This is a genomic window from Bacteroides sp. D22, assembly GCF_000163675.1.
GTDB classification, from domain to species: domain Bacteria; phylum Bacteroidota; class Bacteroidia; order Bacteroidales; family Bacteroidaceae; genus Bacteroides; species Bacteroides xylanisolvens.
Genome location: NZ_GG774798.1, coordinates 242,739 through 261,570 on the forward strand (window position 1 = coordinate 242,739; position 18,832 = coordinate 261,570).

Annotated in this window: 13 protein-coding genes and 1 pseudogene; all 14 read right to left on the reverse strand. The window is 42.2% G+C overall.

From position 1 onward, the window contains the following. Positions 1 to 74 precede the first annotated feature (74 nt). The gene (locus HMPREF0106_RS19320; RefSeq protein WP_009039157.1) at positions 75 to 1,724 is read right to left on the reverse strand and encodes an MAC/perforin domain-containing protein; all 1,650 of its coding nucleotides are present in this window, start codon (positions 1,722 to 1,724) and stop codon (positions 75 to 77) included. Positions 1,725 to 1,730: 6 nt separating this feature from the next. After that, positions 1,731 to 3,071: a hypothetical protein gene (locus tag HMPREF0106_RS19315; protein ID WP_004309501.1), complete on the reverse strand. Its 1,341-nt coding sequence runs from the start codon at positions 3,069 to 3,071 to the stop codon at positions 1,731 to 1,733. 55 nt (positions 3,072 to 3,126) lie between these two features. Beyond that, positions 3,127 to 3,495 carry a DUF3244 domain-containing protein gene (locus HMPREF0106_RS19310; protein WP_004309503.1) on the reverse strand — a complete coding sequence of 123 codons (369 nt, stop codon included), beginning with the start codon at positions 3,493 to 3,495 and terminating at the stop codon, positions 3,127 to 3,129. A 159-nt stretch (positions 3,496 to 3,654) separates the two neighbouring features. After that, positions 3,655 to 5,341, reverse strand: a pseudogene (locus HMPREF0106_RS19305) (tetratricopeptide repeat protein). A 754-nt stretch (positions 5,342 to 6,095) separates the two neighbouring features. Beyond that, entirely contained in the window at positions 6,096 to 6,545 is a 450-nt protein-coding gene (locus HMPREF0106_RS19300; RefSeq protein ID WP_004309505.1) for a GatB/YqeY domain-containing protein, read from the reverse strand. Positions 6,546 to 6,631: 86 nt separating this feature from the next. Continuing rightward, positions 6,632 to 7,942: a cell division protein FtsZ gene (gene ftsZ / locus HMPREF0106_RS19295; RefSeq protein ID WP_004309506.1), complete on the reverse strand. Its 1,311-nt coding sequence runs from the start codon at positions 7,940 to 7,942 to the stop codon at positions 6,632 to 6,634. A 132-nt stretch (positions 7,943 to 8,074) separates the two neighbouring features. Continuing rightward, positions 8,075 to 9,532, reverse strand: coding sequence for a cell division protein FtsA (gene ftsA / locus HMPREF0106_RS19290; RefSeq protein WP_004315397.1), 1,458 nt, complete (start codon positions 9,530 to 9,532; stop codon positions 8,075 to 8,077). Between the two features lie 99 nt (positions 9,533 to 9,631). Next, positions 9,632 to 10,369 (reverse strand): cell division protein FtsQ/DivIB, encoded by a 738-nt coding sequence (locus HMPREF0106_RS19285; RefSeq protein ID WP_008024115.1) that lies wholly within the window; start codon positions 10,367 to 10,369, stop codon positions 9,632 to 9,634. Positions 10,370 to 10,444: 75 nt separating this feature from the next. Beyond that, complete coding sequence (murC, locus tag HMPREF0106_RS19280) at positions 10,445 to 11,845, reverse strand: UDP-N-acetylmuramate--L-alanine ligase (protein WP_009039158.1); 1,401 nt, start codon at positions 11,843 to 11,845, stop codon at positions 10,445 to 10,447. A gap of 113 nt (positions 11,846 to 11,958) precedes the next feature. Beyond that, positions 11,959 to 13,077: an undecaprenyldiphospho-muramoylpentapeptide beta-N-acetylglucosaminyltransferase gene (murG, locus tag HMPREF0106_RS19275; RefSeq protein WP_009039159.1), complete on the reverse strand. Its 1,119-nt coding sequence runs from the start codon at positions 13,075 to 13,077 to the stop codon at positions 11,959 to 11,961. A gap of 60 nt (positions 13,078 to 13,137) precedes the next feature. Beyond that, a complete protein-coding gene (locus HMPREF0106_RS19270; protein WP_008024120.1) occupies positions 13,138 to 14,460 on the reverse strand; it encodes an FtsW/RodA/SpoVE family cell cycle protein in 1,323 nt (440 codons plus the stop codon). Between the two features lie 32 nt (positions 14,461 to 14,492). Further along, positions 14,493 to 15,827: a UDP-N-acetylmuramoyl-L-alanine--D-glutamate ligase gene (murD, locus tag HMPREF0106_RS19265; protein ID WP_004298208.1), complete on the reverse strand. Its 1,335-nt coding sequence runs from the start codon at positions 15,825 to 15,827 to the stop codon at positions 14,493 to 14,495. Between the two features lie 186 nt (positions 15,828 to 16,013). Beyond that, complete coding sequence (locus tag HMPREF0106_RS19260) at positions 16,014 to 17,282, reverse strand: phospho-N-acetylmuramoyl-pentapeptide-transferase (protein WP_004315389.1); 1,269 nt, start codon at positions 17,280 to 17,282, stop codon at positions 16,014 to 16,016. Between the two features lie 89 nt (positions 17,283 to 17,371). Then, positions 17,372 to 18,820, reverse strand: a complete 1,449-nt coding sequence (locus HMPREF0106_RS19255) for a UDP-N-acetylmuramoyl-L-alanyl-D-glutamate--2,6-diaminopimelate ligase (RefSeq protein ID WP_009039160.1) — start codon at positions 18,818 to 18,820, stop codon at positions 17,372 to 17,374. Between the last annotated feature and the right edge of the window lie 12 nt (positions 18,821 to 18,832).

The window sequence follows — 18,832 nt, forward strand, 5'->3', positions numbered from 1 at the left end:
TAAATGATACGTATTTTACCTCTTCCTTAAAAGGATTGTCTTTTTTATTGGTGAATATCTATTAATGCTCTTCATTACAAACCGAATATTCTATATCGTTGATATAAAGTCGTCATTGAAACAGATTTTACAGGTATGCTGTTTACCCAATCTAAGATTCCGTATGCATCAAGAATATAGTCATCGTCGTAGTATGCAAAACAATATAACGATGTCGGATTGTAGATATACCAAATATTGGTGTTTGTATTTTTAAACTTGTACATTCCAGCCTCATCTACATCGTTTATTGAAAATGATAATGTGGTTTGTAGGATAGGATTTATTACTTTATTCGGATTAGCTTTGATAGCTAGTTTATAATATTTGCTCTTTTCATCTTTTATAGCATTACTTTTTTCGGTAAAGGTTGTGGCAACACTGTTCGCTTTTAATTCTGCATCGGATTGACTTGCTGCACTTGAATTTGAGAAAATGAGCTTATCTCCTTGTCTTGTATTTAGCACAGGTACAATATCATATAATTTCTCTCCCGAGCTACTTTTGCGGACGTATACTTTCATTATTTCTATATACGGTTCTTCAAGTTGTTCTTGGTGCTGAAAATCCATGTGGGTGTCGTTATATCTTTGCTTAAAGTTTTCTTCCAAAATAAAATCCGATATTGGATAGAGCCCACCATCTTGAATGTCAATCATTGTATGTGTTCTTGAATCATTTAATGATTGAAGCCAACTCGTTAAATTAATGGATGTACTTTTAACGTCATAAGGAGGTGTTGCAACATTATAACCATAAGCGCCGCCCAATGTTTTGATAGATACATGTAATTCGGAAAAAGATTTAGTCTCTGTAGAAGAATTGCCATCTTTTGTTCCAACAGAAAAATCTCCTGAAACAGAGTCCTTGTTCCATGAATAAGTTGCGTTTATTGATTTATCCATGTCGCGCTCTTTACTATTGAAATCTGTACTTTGTGTGTCAAGACCATAGTATAAAGCCGATGCCCGCCCACCTGTATAATAGCTTGTTAAGACAAATTCTCCGTAACTTTGAATTAATTCTACCATGGATGAATTATAAAGGGCATCTACAAATAATTCGTCCAAATAATCTGCCGAAATTCTTCTCAATGCACTAGGTGCTGTTTGTAAGGATATCATTCCATTAATAACTTCAACACTAAGTTCTCCGTGTACTGCTTGTTCGGAATTACTTGTGTTATGCTTGAAAATATCGGTTACAGTTTTCTTTCTTCCCAGTTTGAACGGACCAATATTTAGTGAGAATCCGGATTTGACAGTTTTAGTAAACGATGAAATTGTTTCTAAGCGTTCGAAGCTGGCGTATGACATGGCTTCTGTTGACGTTGTCCTTAACTCTTTGGCAATTATATATGAAGGATATCTTTCAAGTAGCTTTTCCATATTAACAATTGGAAATCTCGCATTTGAAAAGTCCCCGATAATTGATGTTCCGTTTTCTATGGCATAAGAATTTCCAAGAAAATCAGTAGCATCGGTAAATGATGTCCTAGTACTGGGTCTGGGTGCTATCTTTTTAGACCAAACTTTTGGTAGATTCGGGTCACGTTCTTGCAAGATGATTTCTGATGTTGAATCATCCTGATTGTTTAGCGAAGCAGAATCACTTATTTCGTCTTCATTGTTACATGATGCTATAACAAACAATATGATACATGAAAATATAGTAAATTTTCTCATATAGGTCTATTTTTTTAATATGATTGGTGATGATTGACTTGCATTTCTGGTGTTCACTCTTCTTTTTACACTTTGTTGAGTATCCAAGTTTGTCTCTTCTAAATCAACATCGGATATTTCATCTACATGAATCCTTCCGCTCCAACGTCCAGGCAATTTGGCTATTCTAGCATCTTTATCTTTTTCTTTATATTCAATTGTGGCAACATAGTCTACTGATACATCATACTCTTTAAAATAATAGGTCACCGTGAGTTTTGTACGTGGAGAAACTTTGACAGGTTCTATATGCTTTAATGTATTTTCCATTACTCTGCGTACATTGGGCTGGTATTTTGTATCAATTGGTATACTTGCATTAGGAACAAGATCTATTTCTCCTAATGTAACTGTAGGGCGTGCAAATAGCATATCTGAAGCTGGAACCTTAAATGCTATTCCCTTTTCTTCTTTAAAATAGGAGTCCTCTTGTATAGCCTTTTCAAATACGAGGTTCTCTCGTATAAATTGGGATGAAGAGTTTGTTATGGCTCGTTTGATAGAGACATTCTCCCTTTGGGTCACAGTTGCGGAATATGGATTGATAAATTCTAGGCTTTTCAGTGTGAATACAGCATCAGGGGTGATAGTAAATTCCTGTTGGGCTCTTTGTGTATATTGGCTGAAACCAACATTATTAGCTTGTATATCTACCACATAATTGAATACATCCCACCATGAACCACTACTTCCTTGGCCAAGATATAGCTCATTTTGAAGGACATAAGTTCCTGGATTATTAGTAGCAGGTATAATGTCCCAGGAATCCATGGCTCCTGTAGTGGAATTACTGCTCATTGCAAGTAATATTTTTGATTCCGGATTACTAGTGTAATGTCCTACAGCTAGACGAGTTTTCGAGTAGTTTGAATAAATTAAATAGGGTATGCCGGTAATTGATGAGGGAATTTGGACATAGAATTTACCATAAGAGCCAGGATTATATCCCTCATAGGTCACTCTCTGTCCCCAACCAGTACATGATAAATATCCACCTCCAGTGCTAAGTGTGAAGGGTAACTCTCTAATAGCCCACATATTTTCTGAAAAATATTGGCTATAGTTACTTGAAGCTACTGATCGTGTCTTCGCTTTCTTTAGTTCATCTATCCTTTCTTTTAATGCTTTTAGCTCATCTGTCATTTCAGACAATTCATAACTTTCTAATTGAAGGCTATCCGATTCCAATCCTGATAAGTTCAGTTTTTCTGTAGATGACTGGATCTCATTTTCAATCTCACTTTCGCAAGAGTACAATAACAAGGTGATGCAAGGCAGCACCAATAAGAATCTAAAAATGTTTCCCATAATTATTAGTTTTATAGGGTTTATAAAGTTTGATATTTTTATTATTTATCGTTGATTATTCGATTTCAAACTCTCCAATGAAAGTTATGTCTTTTTCTATGTAGAGAAGTTCATAATGACCGACTCTGTAGCCTTTCAAATCAATCTTATAAGTTTTTTGCTCATTAGGAGTTAATATCACATCTTGGAAGATAATATTTCCCAGTTGATCTTTTACTTGGAAAGTAACTTGATCGTCGATGTCTTCAAGAAAACGAACTTCAATAGAGTTTTCGTCTTGGGTAGCTTCTATTGGGATAGAATTTGGTGTTTTTTGGCATTTATGCCATCTTATAATTTTAGTTCTTTGTGTTGATAGATTATTGGCTTCTATTATCATGAATGGAATGCCAATTAATAATAGTAAAATGCTTAGTTTTCTCATATCTTTGATTGTTTTTTGCAAATTTATGGAGATATGAGGGGGAATGCAAATAAAAGAAGTTTTTCAGCGTGGACAAACAGTGCTTGATAATCAGTCGCTTATGATGTTTTGCGTGGACATCCTTTTATGTTGCTGATTATTTCTTCCTGAGAAGAGGTATTAGTGCATGTTTTCAATTAAATACTCATACAATGTAGCATTATTATCTGGTAATATTATATTCAGTTTTTGTCTAAGTCTGAGTCTTTTTTTTCTTACTGAGTCGACTGTAATGTTTAGTAACTTTGCTTCTGTGTTAGTGTCAAACCCTGATATATATAAACAGCAATACCAAAAGTCTTGCTCTGGTAAATCTGGGCATCGACTATATATGTATTTACGTAAATTCGGATAAATATATGTTATTTCATCTGCAATGAGTTTCCATTGCTTGTCTGTTATTAATGGCTTGTTATTTCTGGGCTTATTTTGGTTGGCTAGGTGTATTAGTTCTTTATGTAAAGGTGAATTCTCTAGAATTTTATTTTGCAATTGTTTATAGTTGGTGGTTAGGAGACTTATTTCTTCCTGCATTTCCTCATAGCTCTCATTTTTCTCCTTAAATGTATCTAACAATCTTTTTTTCTTTTCCAGTTCTAAAGAAACATAAAGCAAATCTGTCTTTATTCGGTTCAACTCTTCTTGTTGTCTTTGGATTTTCTCTTTTGCTTTCTTTCGATATAGTAGATATCCTATTATTATTAACAATAGTATTCCAATGCATATAACTAAAACTATAATGTAGCTTTGCTGTTTAATTTTTAATCTATCTACTTCTTTGCTGATCTTTAAATGATTATATTTAGACTCTATGTTCAATATCTTAGATTGGTTATCAGCATATATGATTGAATCAGTTATTTCGACGTATTCTTTCAGATTAGTAAGAGCTTCTTTATAATTCTTTTCTTCATTATAGATTTGGTAGTATAAATATTTAATGCTGTATGTATACTTTGGATTATCTTGTAGTATTTTGGATAGTAGCTCTTGTGCTTTGTTAATAGCCCCCGATGCAATATATAAGTCTATCAGTGCCATATAATCGGGCATTGTTTCTCTTCCTACCAATGCTTTGAGAAAGTATTCTTCAGCTTTATCATATTTATTTTGCATTGCATAAATATTCCCTAAGGCATTGTCTATTGATGCAGTGACTTCGATATTTTTAGTATTACGTGCTACAGAATCAGCTATAGTTAGAATTTTTAAAGCGCGTGATAACGAGTCTATGCATGCATATTCGCGTCCTACATCTCTTAATGCGCAAGCATAGCTATCTGTATTATTTTCTTTTTTGAAGCATTCGGCAGCAGCCTTATATCTTTTGATAGCTTCTGTCCGCATGAATTTCTCTCCATATAAATCGCCTATATAGCTATATGTATATCCGGTGAGGTTATTAAGCTTATTCTTTTCTGCAATGTCCAGTGCATTGGTATAAATAGACATTGCTTTATCATAATCTCCATCAGCAAAATAGGATCGACCTAAATAAATCAAGATTTGCACTTGTTCGTCAGGGCTACCATGTGAGGAATACCAGTCATAGGCTCTTTCTAATTGGTAAGTTGCTATTAAAAATTTCGTCTGTAATCTTTCCTGATAACATACACCAGCGTGCAAAGGTTTTGTTGTCTAGTTTTTCAGGAGATGATATACCTTTTAGTAGGTTGGATGCACTGTCAGGATTTATGGCAATGGCTTTTTCTACTTCATTTAGCAGTCTGTCAGATACGGATTGTTGTTTGTTGCATCCTGATAGCACTAATATAGATGTTATAATTATAGCAATACTCTTTCTCATTTGTCTGTCGTGGTTTAGTTTCGTTGTAAAAGTAATCTTTATTTTCTATATTATGCTCTTTTATAGGGAGATTATTTTAGTTCGGGGAAATAATAATTAGTACTGTCTATATCATACATTAAATTAATTTCAAATCTGCTTTTACTTTATTAAGTTCATGTGATCTAATTTGATTATTTCCCAGCTATTAATAGACTCTTTCTTATTTATAGTGAGAAAAGTTCCTTTCTATTAATACCTAAATTACTTTACTATAATTCTAAACTTGTTTTTCATTAATCGCAATCTATAATTGCAAGTTGCAATTATATAAATGAAGCTTTTGATTTTATAAATGAAAGCTTTGTTTATAAAAACAAAAGCTTCATTTAGAGATTGCCTTTAATGTTAGTAATCTTTTCTATTAGTGAAAAGGAAGTTTGGCATCAATAGAGAATAAGTTTATATCTAATAGATTGGAATCAGTCTATTAATCAAAATTCGGCAGAAAGGTATAGTGAATCGGGTGAAACCTATGTGAAAGGCAGACCTTCACCCGAAATCCCTTTATTCATCGATGTTTCAGAGTGGTGAAGGAGGTGAATGTCATGTTTAAAGAAAAGTTGCAGATGTGTGTAAGATAAAACATCTTGCACGCATCTGCAACGGTATCTTGCACAGGTTTATACTGCTATTAATCAAATAGATAAACTCTGGTTAGTGTAAGGTGCAAGATAAAATCGAACACTAAAAGGTTCTGTGGAAGTTCCGGAAGTTATCCCAAAAGCTCTTTTACTTTTGCGGAAATGGCACGTCCTTCTGCAAGTCCTGCCAGCTTCTTGGAGGCAACTCCCATGACCTTACCCATGTCTTTACCGCTCGTAGCACCTGTCTCTGCGATAATTTCCTTCAAAGCAGCTTCCAGTTCTTCGGCAGTCATTTGTTTCGGCAGGTATTTTTCCATAACGGCTACCTGACCCAATTCTACGTCAGCCAAGTCCTGACGACCCTGTCCGATATAGATTTCAGCAGAATCTTTTCCTTGTTTTACAAGTTTCTGGATAATCTTCAGAGCTGCGTCATCTGTCAATATATCGTTAGCTCCCGGAGCTGTCTTAGCTTCGAGGAAGAACTTCTTTATATTTCTCAAGGTTTCGAGGGCTACTTTATCTTTCGCCTTCATTGCGTTTTTAATGTCTTCGCTGACTTGATCGAATAAATCCATACTATTATAATTATAAATTGAAGATTAAAAATTAGATCTGAAGCCTGATGCTGTGGGACTATAATTTTCGTTCTTAAACTCTTTGTTTAGAATGTAATTACGCCGTTATCATCCGTAGCTTCTTCTGTTGCCACTTCTTCTTCCAATGCAGCTTTTGTCCGGATTTTAGTAAGAGTCGTCTTATCACGCATGTACGTGGGAGAATCTTCTACCATGGCGATGATATCGTCGTTGTCCAAATCTTCCGTGTTGAAAAGATAGATGTGACGGCGTTTGCGGAGGCTCTTGCTTCCGATATTGCTGGCACTTTCGCCGTATGCCTTGCGGATACGTTCTTTGTTCTTCTCTTTTTCCTCTTCCAGTTGCAGTTGGCGTTCTTCCTCTTCCTGGCTGCGTGCAGCATGCAGGCTGTCCATTCCGGGGACGTCTTCTACACCGAATCCGGTTGCCAATACGGTGATCTTTACTTTTGTATCCAGTGAGTTGTCGATGGCAACACCCCAGATCACTTCCACTCCTTCGCGGAATTTGCTCATGAACTCGTGTATCTCGTTCATTTCCTCCATCATTAGTTCGGATGACGGGCAGAAAGAAACGTTCAACATAACCTTCTTGGCATTGAAAATATCGTTGTTGTTGAGCAACGGAGAATGCAGGGCATCATCGATTGCTTTCGTCACACGATTTTCTCCTTCGCCGAATCCGGTACTCATGATCGCTACTCCGCCATCTTTCAGGATGGTTTTCACATCGGCAAAGTCGAGGTTGACCGTACCACGCATGGTGATAATCTCGGCAATGCTCTTGGCAGCGATGGAAAGAGTGTCATCGGCCTTGCCGAAGGCATTCATAAAGGTAAGGTCGGCGTATATTTCGCGCAGGCGTTCGTTGTTGATAACCAATAGGGCATCAACGTGCTGGGCGATACGTTCGACGCCGTCCAGTGCCTGGATGATTTTCTTTTCTCCTTCGAAGATAAAGGGGATGGTGACGATACCGACAGTCAGAATATCCATTTCCTTCGCAATGCGGGCGATGACCGGGGCAGCTCCTGTTCCGGTTCCTCCTCCCATTCCGGCGGTGATGAATACCATCTTGGTGCCGTCGTTCAGTTGTGCCTTGATATCTTCTATACTTTCTTCAGCGGCGTCGCGTGCCCGTTCGGGACGGTTGCCGGCTCCAAGCCCTTGCGTGATGCTACGGCCCAGTTGCAGTTTCACCGGGACAGGTGATTCGGCCAATGCCTGGTTGTCCGTGTTGCAAAGAACGAACGTTACATCATGGATGCCTTCCCGGTACATGTGGTTTACAGCATTACCACCACCACCACCTACACCAATCACTTTGATGATCTTCGGTGAATCTGTCGGGAAATCGAATTGTACTATCTCGTCCATAATAATATGATTTCTGATTTATGATTTCTGGTTTCTGAACTCTGATTTTTGAATCTTGATTTATAAGTTATGATTTATGATTTATGATATAGCGCGCAGCCAACTCATAACTCATAATTCATAAATCATAAATCACTTCATATCGTCGTCGGAGAAGATTTCTTTCGTCAACGAGTCGATCTTGCGCTGAATCCAGCTCGGACCGGCTTCTCTTTTCCGTCTTTCTTTCTCTTCCTTTTCCTTTTGCTTGCGAAGTTTTTCCGCTTCTTTAGCAGCTAACTTGGCTTCACGCTCTTCTTCCTCTTTCTTGAGGCGGGCGAGGCGGGCCTGTTCCTTCAGCTCCTGGTCGTCTTCAAATATGTCTGCGGTCCTATGCACTTCCGGCTCCGGTTTGGAGACTGGCGGTACAGGAGCAGCAGCTTGCGGGGCGGTTTCAGTCAGGCAACAGTTTTGGTTCCCTTCAAACAGTAGACCGAACAATGTGTTCTGTGAACCGTCTTTTTTTAGTATATTGTTGGGGGCATGGACCGTATTGCGTGGAAGTTTCGCCATCCGTATCTTTTCTATCTTGCTGCGTTTGCGCAAGGTTTCGTCCAAGTTCTTCAGGTTGGCGGCTCCTCCTGTCAGGATAAGTCCTGCCAGCAGTTTGTCTTCGTAGCCGGATAGCTGAATCTGGTTCCATACGTTGGCAACGATTTCTTCGGCACGGGCTTCGATGATATTATTAAGGTCTGCCACTTTGATGATACGGTTGTCATCCTCCAGTTTGCAGGTAGCTTCTTCCTCTTGTTCGGGGTCTTCTTCGTAGAGGGCGTCACCGTAGGCTTTTTTCAGGCGTTCGGCTTCTTCCTCCTCCATTTGCAGGGTGGTGATGTCACGCGTGATGCTGTTGCCTCCCAAAGGTAATACGGTGAGGAAGCGGAGAATGTTATTCTTATATACAGAGATGGTAGTCGTATCTGCTCCGAAGTCGATCAGTGCACAACCCGAACGGCGTTCGCTTTCTGTCAGTACGGCATTGGCTGTTACTAGCGGGGCGATCAGTTGGTCGGCAATATCGATTTTTGCCTGTTGGAAGCAATGCTCCAGATTCTTGCGTACGGAAGCACGGGCAACGATGTTGAGGAAACGTCCTTCGATGTGGCTTCCTACCAGACCTACCGGGTTGGCTTGCAGATTATTGCCCACCTTGTATTCTTGCGGAGCTACGTCCAGTATATCCATATCAACCACCGGGATGGCAATGTTTTCATCACCGATAGCGCTTACAAGTTCTTCGGATATGATGGCTTCTTCTTCCAGGTCGCGGCTTACTACATTGCGGACTGTGCGGAGTGATTGTCCGCCGATGCCTACATATACCTTGGCAATTGAGTTTTTCAACTCACCTTCCAGTCTGTTGATGATCGAGGTCAGGCTTTGCGCTGTCTTGTCCAGATTGAAAATAACTCCTTTACGAATAAACGTAGAAGAGTCTTCCTGGGCATACGCTAATACCTGCATACTTCCGTCACTGTTCTTTCTTCCGGCCACACCGGTTATCTTCGATGAACCAAGTTCAATAGCGGCGATAAATTCTGTTGTTGCCATATATATTTATTTACGATTTTACGATTTACAATTTACGATTGAAAAAAGATTGTTCACTCCTCGTCTGTCAACTATCAATTATCAACTATCATTTATTATCTATTCTCGTTTGGTGCAGATAATTTGGTTGTTGAATTCGAGATTGATACGCGAATATTTGTTCCAGCCTACCCGGTTGAGTCCTTTCTTGTAGAACTCCTTCAAACGTGCCAGTTTATCTTCAAAGTTTTCCAGTTTTCCGAGATAGACGAGATGGTCTCCCACACGCGGCACCAATTCGATGTTCTGGTCGGGCAACACATGAATCTGTTCTATCTGGGCGTCCCAGAATTTATTATTATGCAAAAATACACCAAACTTATATAAATCCTTCATTGCAAACGACTTTTCTACGTTTCCGGTGACAATTACCCGGTGAGCGACGCATTTTGCATCCGGTGGCATGATGGTTCCTTTGTTGTCAAGGTAGTAATTCTGACCGTTGGAGCTCATCACCCGAAGAATAGGGATACGTTGTGTCACTTCCACGCATACTTTGCCGCTGGGTGTTTTGTAACACTCGGCTTCGTCAATCAACGGATGTTTGCTTAGTTCCCGTTCCAGTGACTTGGTAGAGATGCGCTCCATCTTCTTCCCGATGGGGTAGATCCCTTTGTGCTGAAGGATACCTTTCAGCTCTTCTTTGGTGATGAAGCCGGCGTATGCGGTATCCTTGATAACCAATTCCATGTCACGGCAGGTCTGGTCGGCAGGCTTGCGGTTGAATGCGGTGATAGCTACGGCGAGGTAGGCTATAAGCACCAGCATGACGATGGATAGAAGGATTCTCTTTACCATAGTTTTTTTATTAATGAAGAATTAAGAATGAAGAATGAAGAATTGCTGCGCATCAATACGCTGGATAGAGATTCTTCATTCTTCATTATTCATTCTTAATTTTTTTGTTTCTAATAGTTCCTTTATTTCAGGGACATAGTTGTCAATGTCTCCAGCCCCCAAAGTGATTAATACTTCAATGTTTTTATCTTTCAGAATGTTCAGTATATCTTCCTTTTTGCACATACTTTTTTCAATACCCGGACGGAGATTATCATAAATCAGTTTGCTGGTGACGCCCGGAATCGGTGCTTCACGTGCCGGATAGATGTCTACCAGAATCACTTCGTCGAGTAGCGACAGGCTATCGGCAAAATCTTGATAGAAGTCGCGGGTGCGGGTATAGAGATGCGGCTGGAAGATGGCTGTGATCTTCTTGTCCTTGTAAAGTTCGCGCATAGACAACACGCTTTGTTTGATTTCAGAGGGGTGGTGGGCGTAGTCACTCAAAAAGACGATACGGTCGTTCTTGATCTTGAAGTCGAACCGGCGGTCTACTCCGCGGAAACTTGCCATGCCTCTTTTTATTTCTTCATCGGTCGCCCCGTTAAGGTGTGCCAATGCCATGGCGGCTACGCCATTTTCTATGTTGATGCTAACCGGAATTCCCAGTTGAATATCGTTGATACGGGTGTCCGGGGCAACAAAGTCGATGAATATTTCTCCGTTTCCGATGCGGATGTTTTCTGCATGGAAGTCGCCTTCGTCACGTGAGTAAGTATAGACACGAACACCCGGCTGCACTTTTGGTTGCAGGGAGATGCCTTTGCGGATAATCAGTGCGCCACCCGGTTGGATAAGCGTGGTATAATGCTCGAAACTTTCCAGGTAGGCTTGTTCTGTGCCATAGATGTCCAAATGATCGGGGTCGGTAGATGTAATTACGGTCATATAGGGCGACAGCCAGTGGAAAGAACGGTCGAACTCATCTGCTTCAATCACCGTGTAAGGGCTTGTTTGAGAGAGTAGCAGGTTGGTGCCGTAGTTCTTCGAGATTCCTCCGAGAAAAGCGGTACATTCCACGTGCGATTGATGGAGCAAATGGGCTGTCATCGTCGATGTGGTTGTTTTTCCGTGAGTACCTGCCACGCACAGACCTTTGCTCGAATGGGTAATCGTTCCCAATACTTGGGCGCGTTTCTGTATTTCGAATCCGTTGTTGCGAAAATAAACGATTTCTTCATGTTCCTGCGGAACGGCGGGCGTGTATATGACTAACGTGCTTTCCTTGTCTTTGCAGGCTTCGGGAATCAGGTCGACGTTTTCTTCATAATGTATTTGTGCACCTTCAGCGATCAGGGTTTCAGTCAATGGAGTAGGGGTACGGTCATATCCGGCCACTACCTTGCCTTTGAAGAGGAAGTAGCGTACAAGTGCACTCATACCGATGCCGCCGGCACCTACGAAATAGACTGATTTTATCGTTTCTATATTCATTTCTTCTGTTTTTTATTTTAGTACGGATTACGTCGTTTGATCCCGGAGCTATACCGCTACTTCAACCTGTGTGCAATCCGATAATCTATTTATCTGTTTTTTGCTTCTGTTTATCAGCTCTTTACTTCCGCCAGTTTGATAACCTCCTGTGCGATGATTCTCGCAGAATCGGGCAAAGCCAGCTTGGCGATATTCTCTTTCAGTTCTTTCAGTTTCTGTTCGTCATTGACGGTGGATAATGCTACATCCATCAAGGTTGTTTCCGCTTCACTATCTTTGACGTAGATAGCTGCCTGCTTATTCACCAATGCTAAGGCATTCTTAGTCTGATGGTCTTCCGCTACGTTGGGCGAAGGCACTAAGATAACAGGTTTATGTAACAGGCAGAACTCTGAAATGGAACCTGCCCCCGCACGGGAAATCACAAGATCGGCTGCTGCGTATGCGGCTGCCATGTCTTTGATGAAATCCGTTACATATAAGTTCGGAAGTGCACCTGCAGCTTTCACGGCTTCTTTCACTTGCGGGTAATAGTATTTGCCCGTTTGCCAGATGAATTGCACGTCCGTGTTTTCTTTGATGGTTGCCAGTCCGGCTGTCAGCGTATTGTTGATGGTACGTGCACCTAGACTGCCGCCTACAATCAGAATCGTTTTTTTGCCGGGCTGTAAGTTGAAGGAACGCAATGCTTCTTCTTTAGACGGCATATCCTTTGTCAGGTTTTGGCGGACAGGATTCCCCGTCATAATAATCTTGTCGGCAGGGAAGAACTTTTCCATTCCGTCATAAGCTACACAAATCACTTTTGCTTTCTGTGCCAGGAGCTTATTGGTCACTCCGGCATAAGAGTTTTGTTCCTGGATTAATGTCGGTACTCCCATCATTCCGGCAGTCTTCAATGTAGGTCCGCTTGCATATCCGCCTACGCCTACCGCCACTTGTGGGCGGAAGTCCTTGATAACTTTGCGTGCTTTCCACTGGCTGCGCATCAGTTTAATCAATACAGATACATTTTTCCATAAACGTTTGCGGTCGAATCCGGCAATCGGAAGCCCGATAATACGGTAGCCTGCATCGGGAACCCGTTGCATTTCCATACGTCCTTCAGCACCTACAAAGAGAATTTCTGCGTCGGGGCGTAGCTCTATTATAGCGTTTGCGATAGAGACGGCAGGAAAGATATGCCCTCCTGTTCCTCCACCACTGATAATAATTCTAAGTTCTTTTTCCATCCTAATTCTTTTTTCTATCCGTTGTTCAACGTTTTTCGTTCACCACTCACCGTTCATCACTTACCGTTTATCAATATCATGCTCATCTTCAAACTTGGCATCGCTGTTCAGAATCTGTGCTGTCGGTTCGGCGGCAGTCTGTGCCTCGGAACTTGCAGCTGCATCTGCCTCTAATTGCAGTTGGATCTGTGCATCGTGCGCTTTTTGTTCTTCCAGATGGGCGGTATATCGGCTTACACTTAATATCATACCGATATAAGCGCAGTTGATTAACGTACTTGTACCTCCTTTGCTGACTAAAGGCAGGGGCTGGCCGGTGACGGGGAATAATCCGACGGCAACCATCATATTCAATATTGCTTGCGATACCAGTAGCAACGCAATGCCCATAACGAGAAAGGCGGGGAAGGTTCGCTCGCATTTCTGGGCGATTCGTCCGGCTCGCATCAGCAGCCATAGATAGAGGAACACCACGAATATTCCTCCGATCAATCCCATTTCTTCAATCACAATCGCAAAGATAAAATCGGAGAATGCCTGACTAAGGAAGTCACGTTGTATCGAGTTTCCCGGACCTTTGCCGACTACATGGCTGGTAGCAATGGCGATGCGTGCGTGCGCCACCTGTGCATCTTTGTCAATATCAAATTTGGCAGCCGGCACTTCCTCCTTCTCAAAGAAGCCGGAAACACGATTCTGCCACGTTTCGAAACGGTGAAGTCCCGGAGTGTTATGCAGCGTTTTTGCGGGAATAGCCATCAGTATACCTACGGCAACACCGCCCACAAGTGCCAATATCCCCAACATTCCGAATAGCTTTTTTGCTGACACCCGGCCGATAAACATCATCATGCATACTACTCCGAAAAGCAGCATTGCTGTCGAAAGGTTTTCCGGTGCGATAAGCAGGAATACCAGTCCGGTGAGGATCATGATATATTTGAAGGCGTTCGGGTTGGCTCCGTATTCGTCCTGCCTTTTGGACAGGATGAATGAGACGGCAATGATAACCGCCATCTTTGCCAATTCCGAAGGCTGGAACTGTAATCCCATAAAGGTCATCCAACGGGCTGCCCCGTTGACACGGTCCCCTGTGATGATACCCATCAGCGTGACAAATGCCAATAGAACCAGGGAAATCGGATACAAAAAGACCGGAAATACCTGGAACCATTTGTAGGGAACATTATGCAGAAACACTACTACCACAGCACCTACCATCAGGATGATGGAGTGTTGTGTAATCGGTCCCCAATGGTCGCCACTTTTGTAAGTCAGTGTCGACGCTGCCGAGAACACCTCGATAATAGAGATGAGGCAGAGACAGAGGAAGATAATCCAGATTACCTTGTCACCTTTGAATATGTTCTTTAATAAATCCAATCTTGTAGCAATTAAAAATTAATAATTAGAAATTAAAGGGCACGGACACATTCCTTAAACTGGTCGCCACGGTCTTCATAGCTCTTGAAGAGGTCGAAAGAGGCGCAGCAAGGGCTCAATAATACCGTTTCACCTTTCTTTGCCAGTTTGTAGGCTGCTTCTACGGCGTCCTTCATTCCGGTTTGTACGTCTGCTACGGGCAGGCCGAAACGGTCGAAGAATTCGTGAAGTTTTTCGTTATGAAGTCCCAGGTATACCAGTGCCGAACACTTTTCGCGTACCAGGTCTTCAATTTCAGTATAGTCGTTGCCTTTATCTTTACCACCGAGGATCAATACCGTTTTGGTAGTCATGCTTTGCAGGGCATACCAGCAGGAGTTGACATTCGTTGCTTTAGAGTCGTTGATGAAATCAATTCCGCGGACACGTGCCACCTTTTCCAACCGATGCTCTACTCCCTTGAAGTCGGAGAGGGCTTTACGGATGTTTTCTTTGGCAATGCCGGCAAGGTTTGCCGAGATACCGGCGGCTAAAGAGTTATATAGGTTATGTTGCCCTGTCAGAGCCAGTTCCTCCTGCTCCATGTTGAAGGCAATCGGTTCGGTGATTTTCACTTCGTGATCTTCTACGTATGCGATCGCTCCGTCTTCTTTTACAGCGGCAAAAGGATACAGGTGAGCTTTCAGACCGTGTTTCGCCAGTTCTTGTCTGATGATCGGGTCGTCATTCCAGAAGATGAAAGCATCGTCCGGGGTTTGGTTTTGGGTAATGCGGAATTTAGCGTCGATGTAATTCTGCATACAGTGGTCGTAGCGATCAAGATGGTCCGGAGTGATGTTCATCAATACGGCGATGTTCGCACGGAAGTTATACATATTATCCAGCTGGAAAGAGCTAAGTTCGATAATATAATAGTCATGGTAATCTTCGGCTACCTGCAAAGCAAGACTTTTGCCGATGTTGCCTGCCAAACCTACGTTCAGACCTGCGCTTTTGAAAATGTGGTAGATCAGGGAAGTCGTTGTAGTCTTTCCGTTAGAACCTGTAATACAGATCATTTTGGCATCAGTATAGCGTCCGGCAAACTCAATCTCGGAGATCACCGGTGTGCCTTGAGCTTTCAGTTTCAGGATGATTGGGGCGTCATTCGGGATACCGGGGCTTTTGATAACCTCGTCGGCATTCAGAATGAGCTCTTCGGTATGGTGTCCTTCTTCCCAGGCAATCTGATGGCTGTCGAGAAGTTCCTTATATTTGTCCTTGATGGCGGACATGTCCGAAACAAACGTCTCAAATCCTTTTACTTTTGCGAGTACGGCTGCACCTGCGCCGCTTTCGCCAGCTCCTAAAATTACAATTCTTTTCATCTACAATAATGTGCCCTTGTTTTCTAATCGATTGATTTATCTATTAGCTGCGCACATCTTTTAAAAGTTAATAATCGGGTTAATGCTCTCTATATTTTTAATGAAGGCACGGATGACGCGGATTTCACGGTTTTAAGGGATTATGCAGTTAACACTGCGTTAATCCGTGTAATCCGTGCCTTCATTCTATCTTATTTTTAATGTTATAATTGTTATTGCCGCCAATACAATCGTTACAATCCAGAAACGGACGGTAATCTTTGATTCGTGGAACAGCTGGTCGGGCTTGGTGAATTTCACCGTACATCCCGGCTCGATCAGACTCATTGAAGTACGGAAATGATCGTGAATCGGTGTGCGCTTGAACAAACGCTGCTTTACACCTTTCCGCTTTCCTGCCTTATAATAAGCCCGTTGCAGGATTACCGACAGATTCTCTACCAGGAATACACCGCAAAGAATCGGTATCAGCAACTCTTTGTGGATAATGATGGCGAACACTGCGATGATACCGCCAATGGTGAGGCTGCCTGTGTCTCCCATAAATACTTGTGCCGGATAAGCATTGTACCATAAGAAACCGATAAGCGCACCGATGAAAGCACAGATATAGATTACCAGTTCTTCCGAACCCGGAATATACATGATGTTCAGATAGCCTGCGAACTCGATATGTGACGATACATACGCCAATATCCCCAGCGTTGCGCCGATAATGGCCGAGTTTCCGGCCGCCATTCCGTCCATACCGTCATTCAGGTTGGCACCGTTTGATACGGCAGTAACCACGATGATTGTAACGATGACAAACAAAATCCATCCGGCTGTTTGCGCATGCTCGCCCATGAAAGAAACCAAATCGGCATAATCAAGGTTATTGCTCTTGAAAAAAGGAATCGTTGTCTGGGTCGATTTCAAATCATTGGTTCCGTGTATCACTTCCATCTCCTGTCCCGGATTATGAACTTCGATATTCTCACGGATCACTACGTCCGGACTTAGATACAAAGTCATTCCGACAATTAAACCCAAACCGACCTGACCAATAATCTTGAATTTGCCATGCAAACCTTCTTTGTCTTTTTTAAAGATCTTGATATAGTCGTCTGCAAAGCCGAGCGATCCCAACCATACGGTGGTTATCAGCATCAATATCATATATATATTATGCAGTTTGCCTAACAACAGACAAGGAATCAGGATGGCTACAATGATGATAACACCTCCCATGCTCGGCACGCCTACTTTGTTGACGCCGAACGGGTCCGTTTTAGCATCACGCTGCGTTTCTGTGATTTGTTTCCTTTTGAGTAGGTTGATGAACTTATCTCCCCAGATACTTGAAATAAGTAACGCGAGGATCACCGCCATCAAAGCACGGAATGAAGTATATCCGAACATTCCCGCTCCTGGAAAATTGAGCTTTTGCAGCCATTCAAATAGATAATATAACATAAATAATTTGCCAATTTATTGATGTGTTGCTATGTCGCTTCTGCCGGATGAATACCGGAACCAGTCGGCATATTAGCACAATCTATTCATTATTTAAAAATTTCTTTGAGTACTTCTTTATCGTCAAAATGATGTTTTACTCCTTTTATCTCCTGGTAATTCTCGTGTCCTTTTCCGGCAACGAGAATCACATCTCCTTTTTCTGCCAGCATGCAAGCCGTGCGAATCGCTTCTTTGCGGTCGGCAATGCTTAGCGTTTTCTTCATATCCTCCGCATCCAGTCCGGCAAGCATATCGTTGATGATGTCTTGCGGCTCTTCGAAGCGCGGATTGTCTGAAGTGATGATGACGCGGTCGCTGGCTTTGGCAGCTTCTTTTGCCATGATGGGACGTTTGCCCTTATCACGGTTGCCACCGGCACCCACCACTGTAATCACTTTTCCTTTTCCTTCAAGTACTCCATGTATGGCATTCAATACATTAATAAGTGCATCCGGAGTATGCGCATAATCTACAATCGCTGTAACTCCCTGTGGAGAACGGACCGCATCGAAACGTCCGGCTACCGGATGAAGCGTGCTAAGGGCCACAAGCACCTCTTCTTCTTTCTTACCCAACAGAACGGCTGCCCCGAATACTGCCAGCAAATTGGAAGCATTGAACTTGCCGATAAACTGAACTGCCAACTCGTGGTTGTTGAAGTCGAGCAACATTCCTTCAAAATGAGACTCCAATACCCGCCCTTTAAAGTCACAAAGGCTTCTTAATGAATAAGTATAGACCTTAGAACGTGTATTCTGTGTCATCACCAGTCCGTTCTTATCGTCCAGATTAGTCAGGCTGAATGCGCTTTTCGGCAGATCGTCAAAGAACTTCTTCTTTGCTTTCAGATAATTCTCTACTGTTTTATGATAGTCGAGATGGTCGCGGGTCAGATTGGTAAAGATCCCTCCTGCATACTTTAATCCACTGATACGTTTCTGTGCAATGGAGTGTGAACTGACTTCCATGAAAACATATTTGCATCCTTCATCCGCCATTCGTCCCAATAGACGGTTCAACGTGATGGGATCGGGCGTGGTATGCTCTGTCGGGATCGGTTCGTCGTCGATATAATTGCAAACGGTAGAAATCAACCCTACCTTATATCCGAAATAACGGAATGTATTATATAATAAGGTGGCGATTGTTGTTTTTCCGTTCGTTCCGGTAACGCCAACCAGTTCCATCTTGGAAGTGGGGTCGCCGTAGAAAGTAGTAGCAATCTTTCCTACCGCATCTTCACTGTCTTTGACTTGTATATAAGTGATCCCCGCAACAGGTTCTTCCGGCATATCCTCGCAGAGGATAGCAGTCGCTCCTTTCGCTATGGCAGCAGGTATGTAGGCGTGGCCGTCGGCTTGTGTGCCGCGCATTGCCATGAACAGTTGGCCGGCTTCCACTAGACGGGAGTCAATATTGACTCCGGTGATTTCTATGTCTGAATCTCCGGCTACCTCTACCGGTTGGATCGCTTTCAGTAACTCCTTTAATAACATCACTCTATTTAA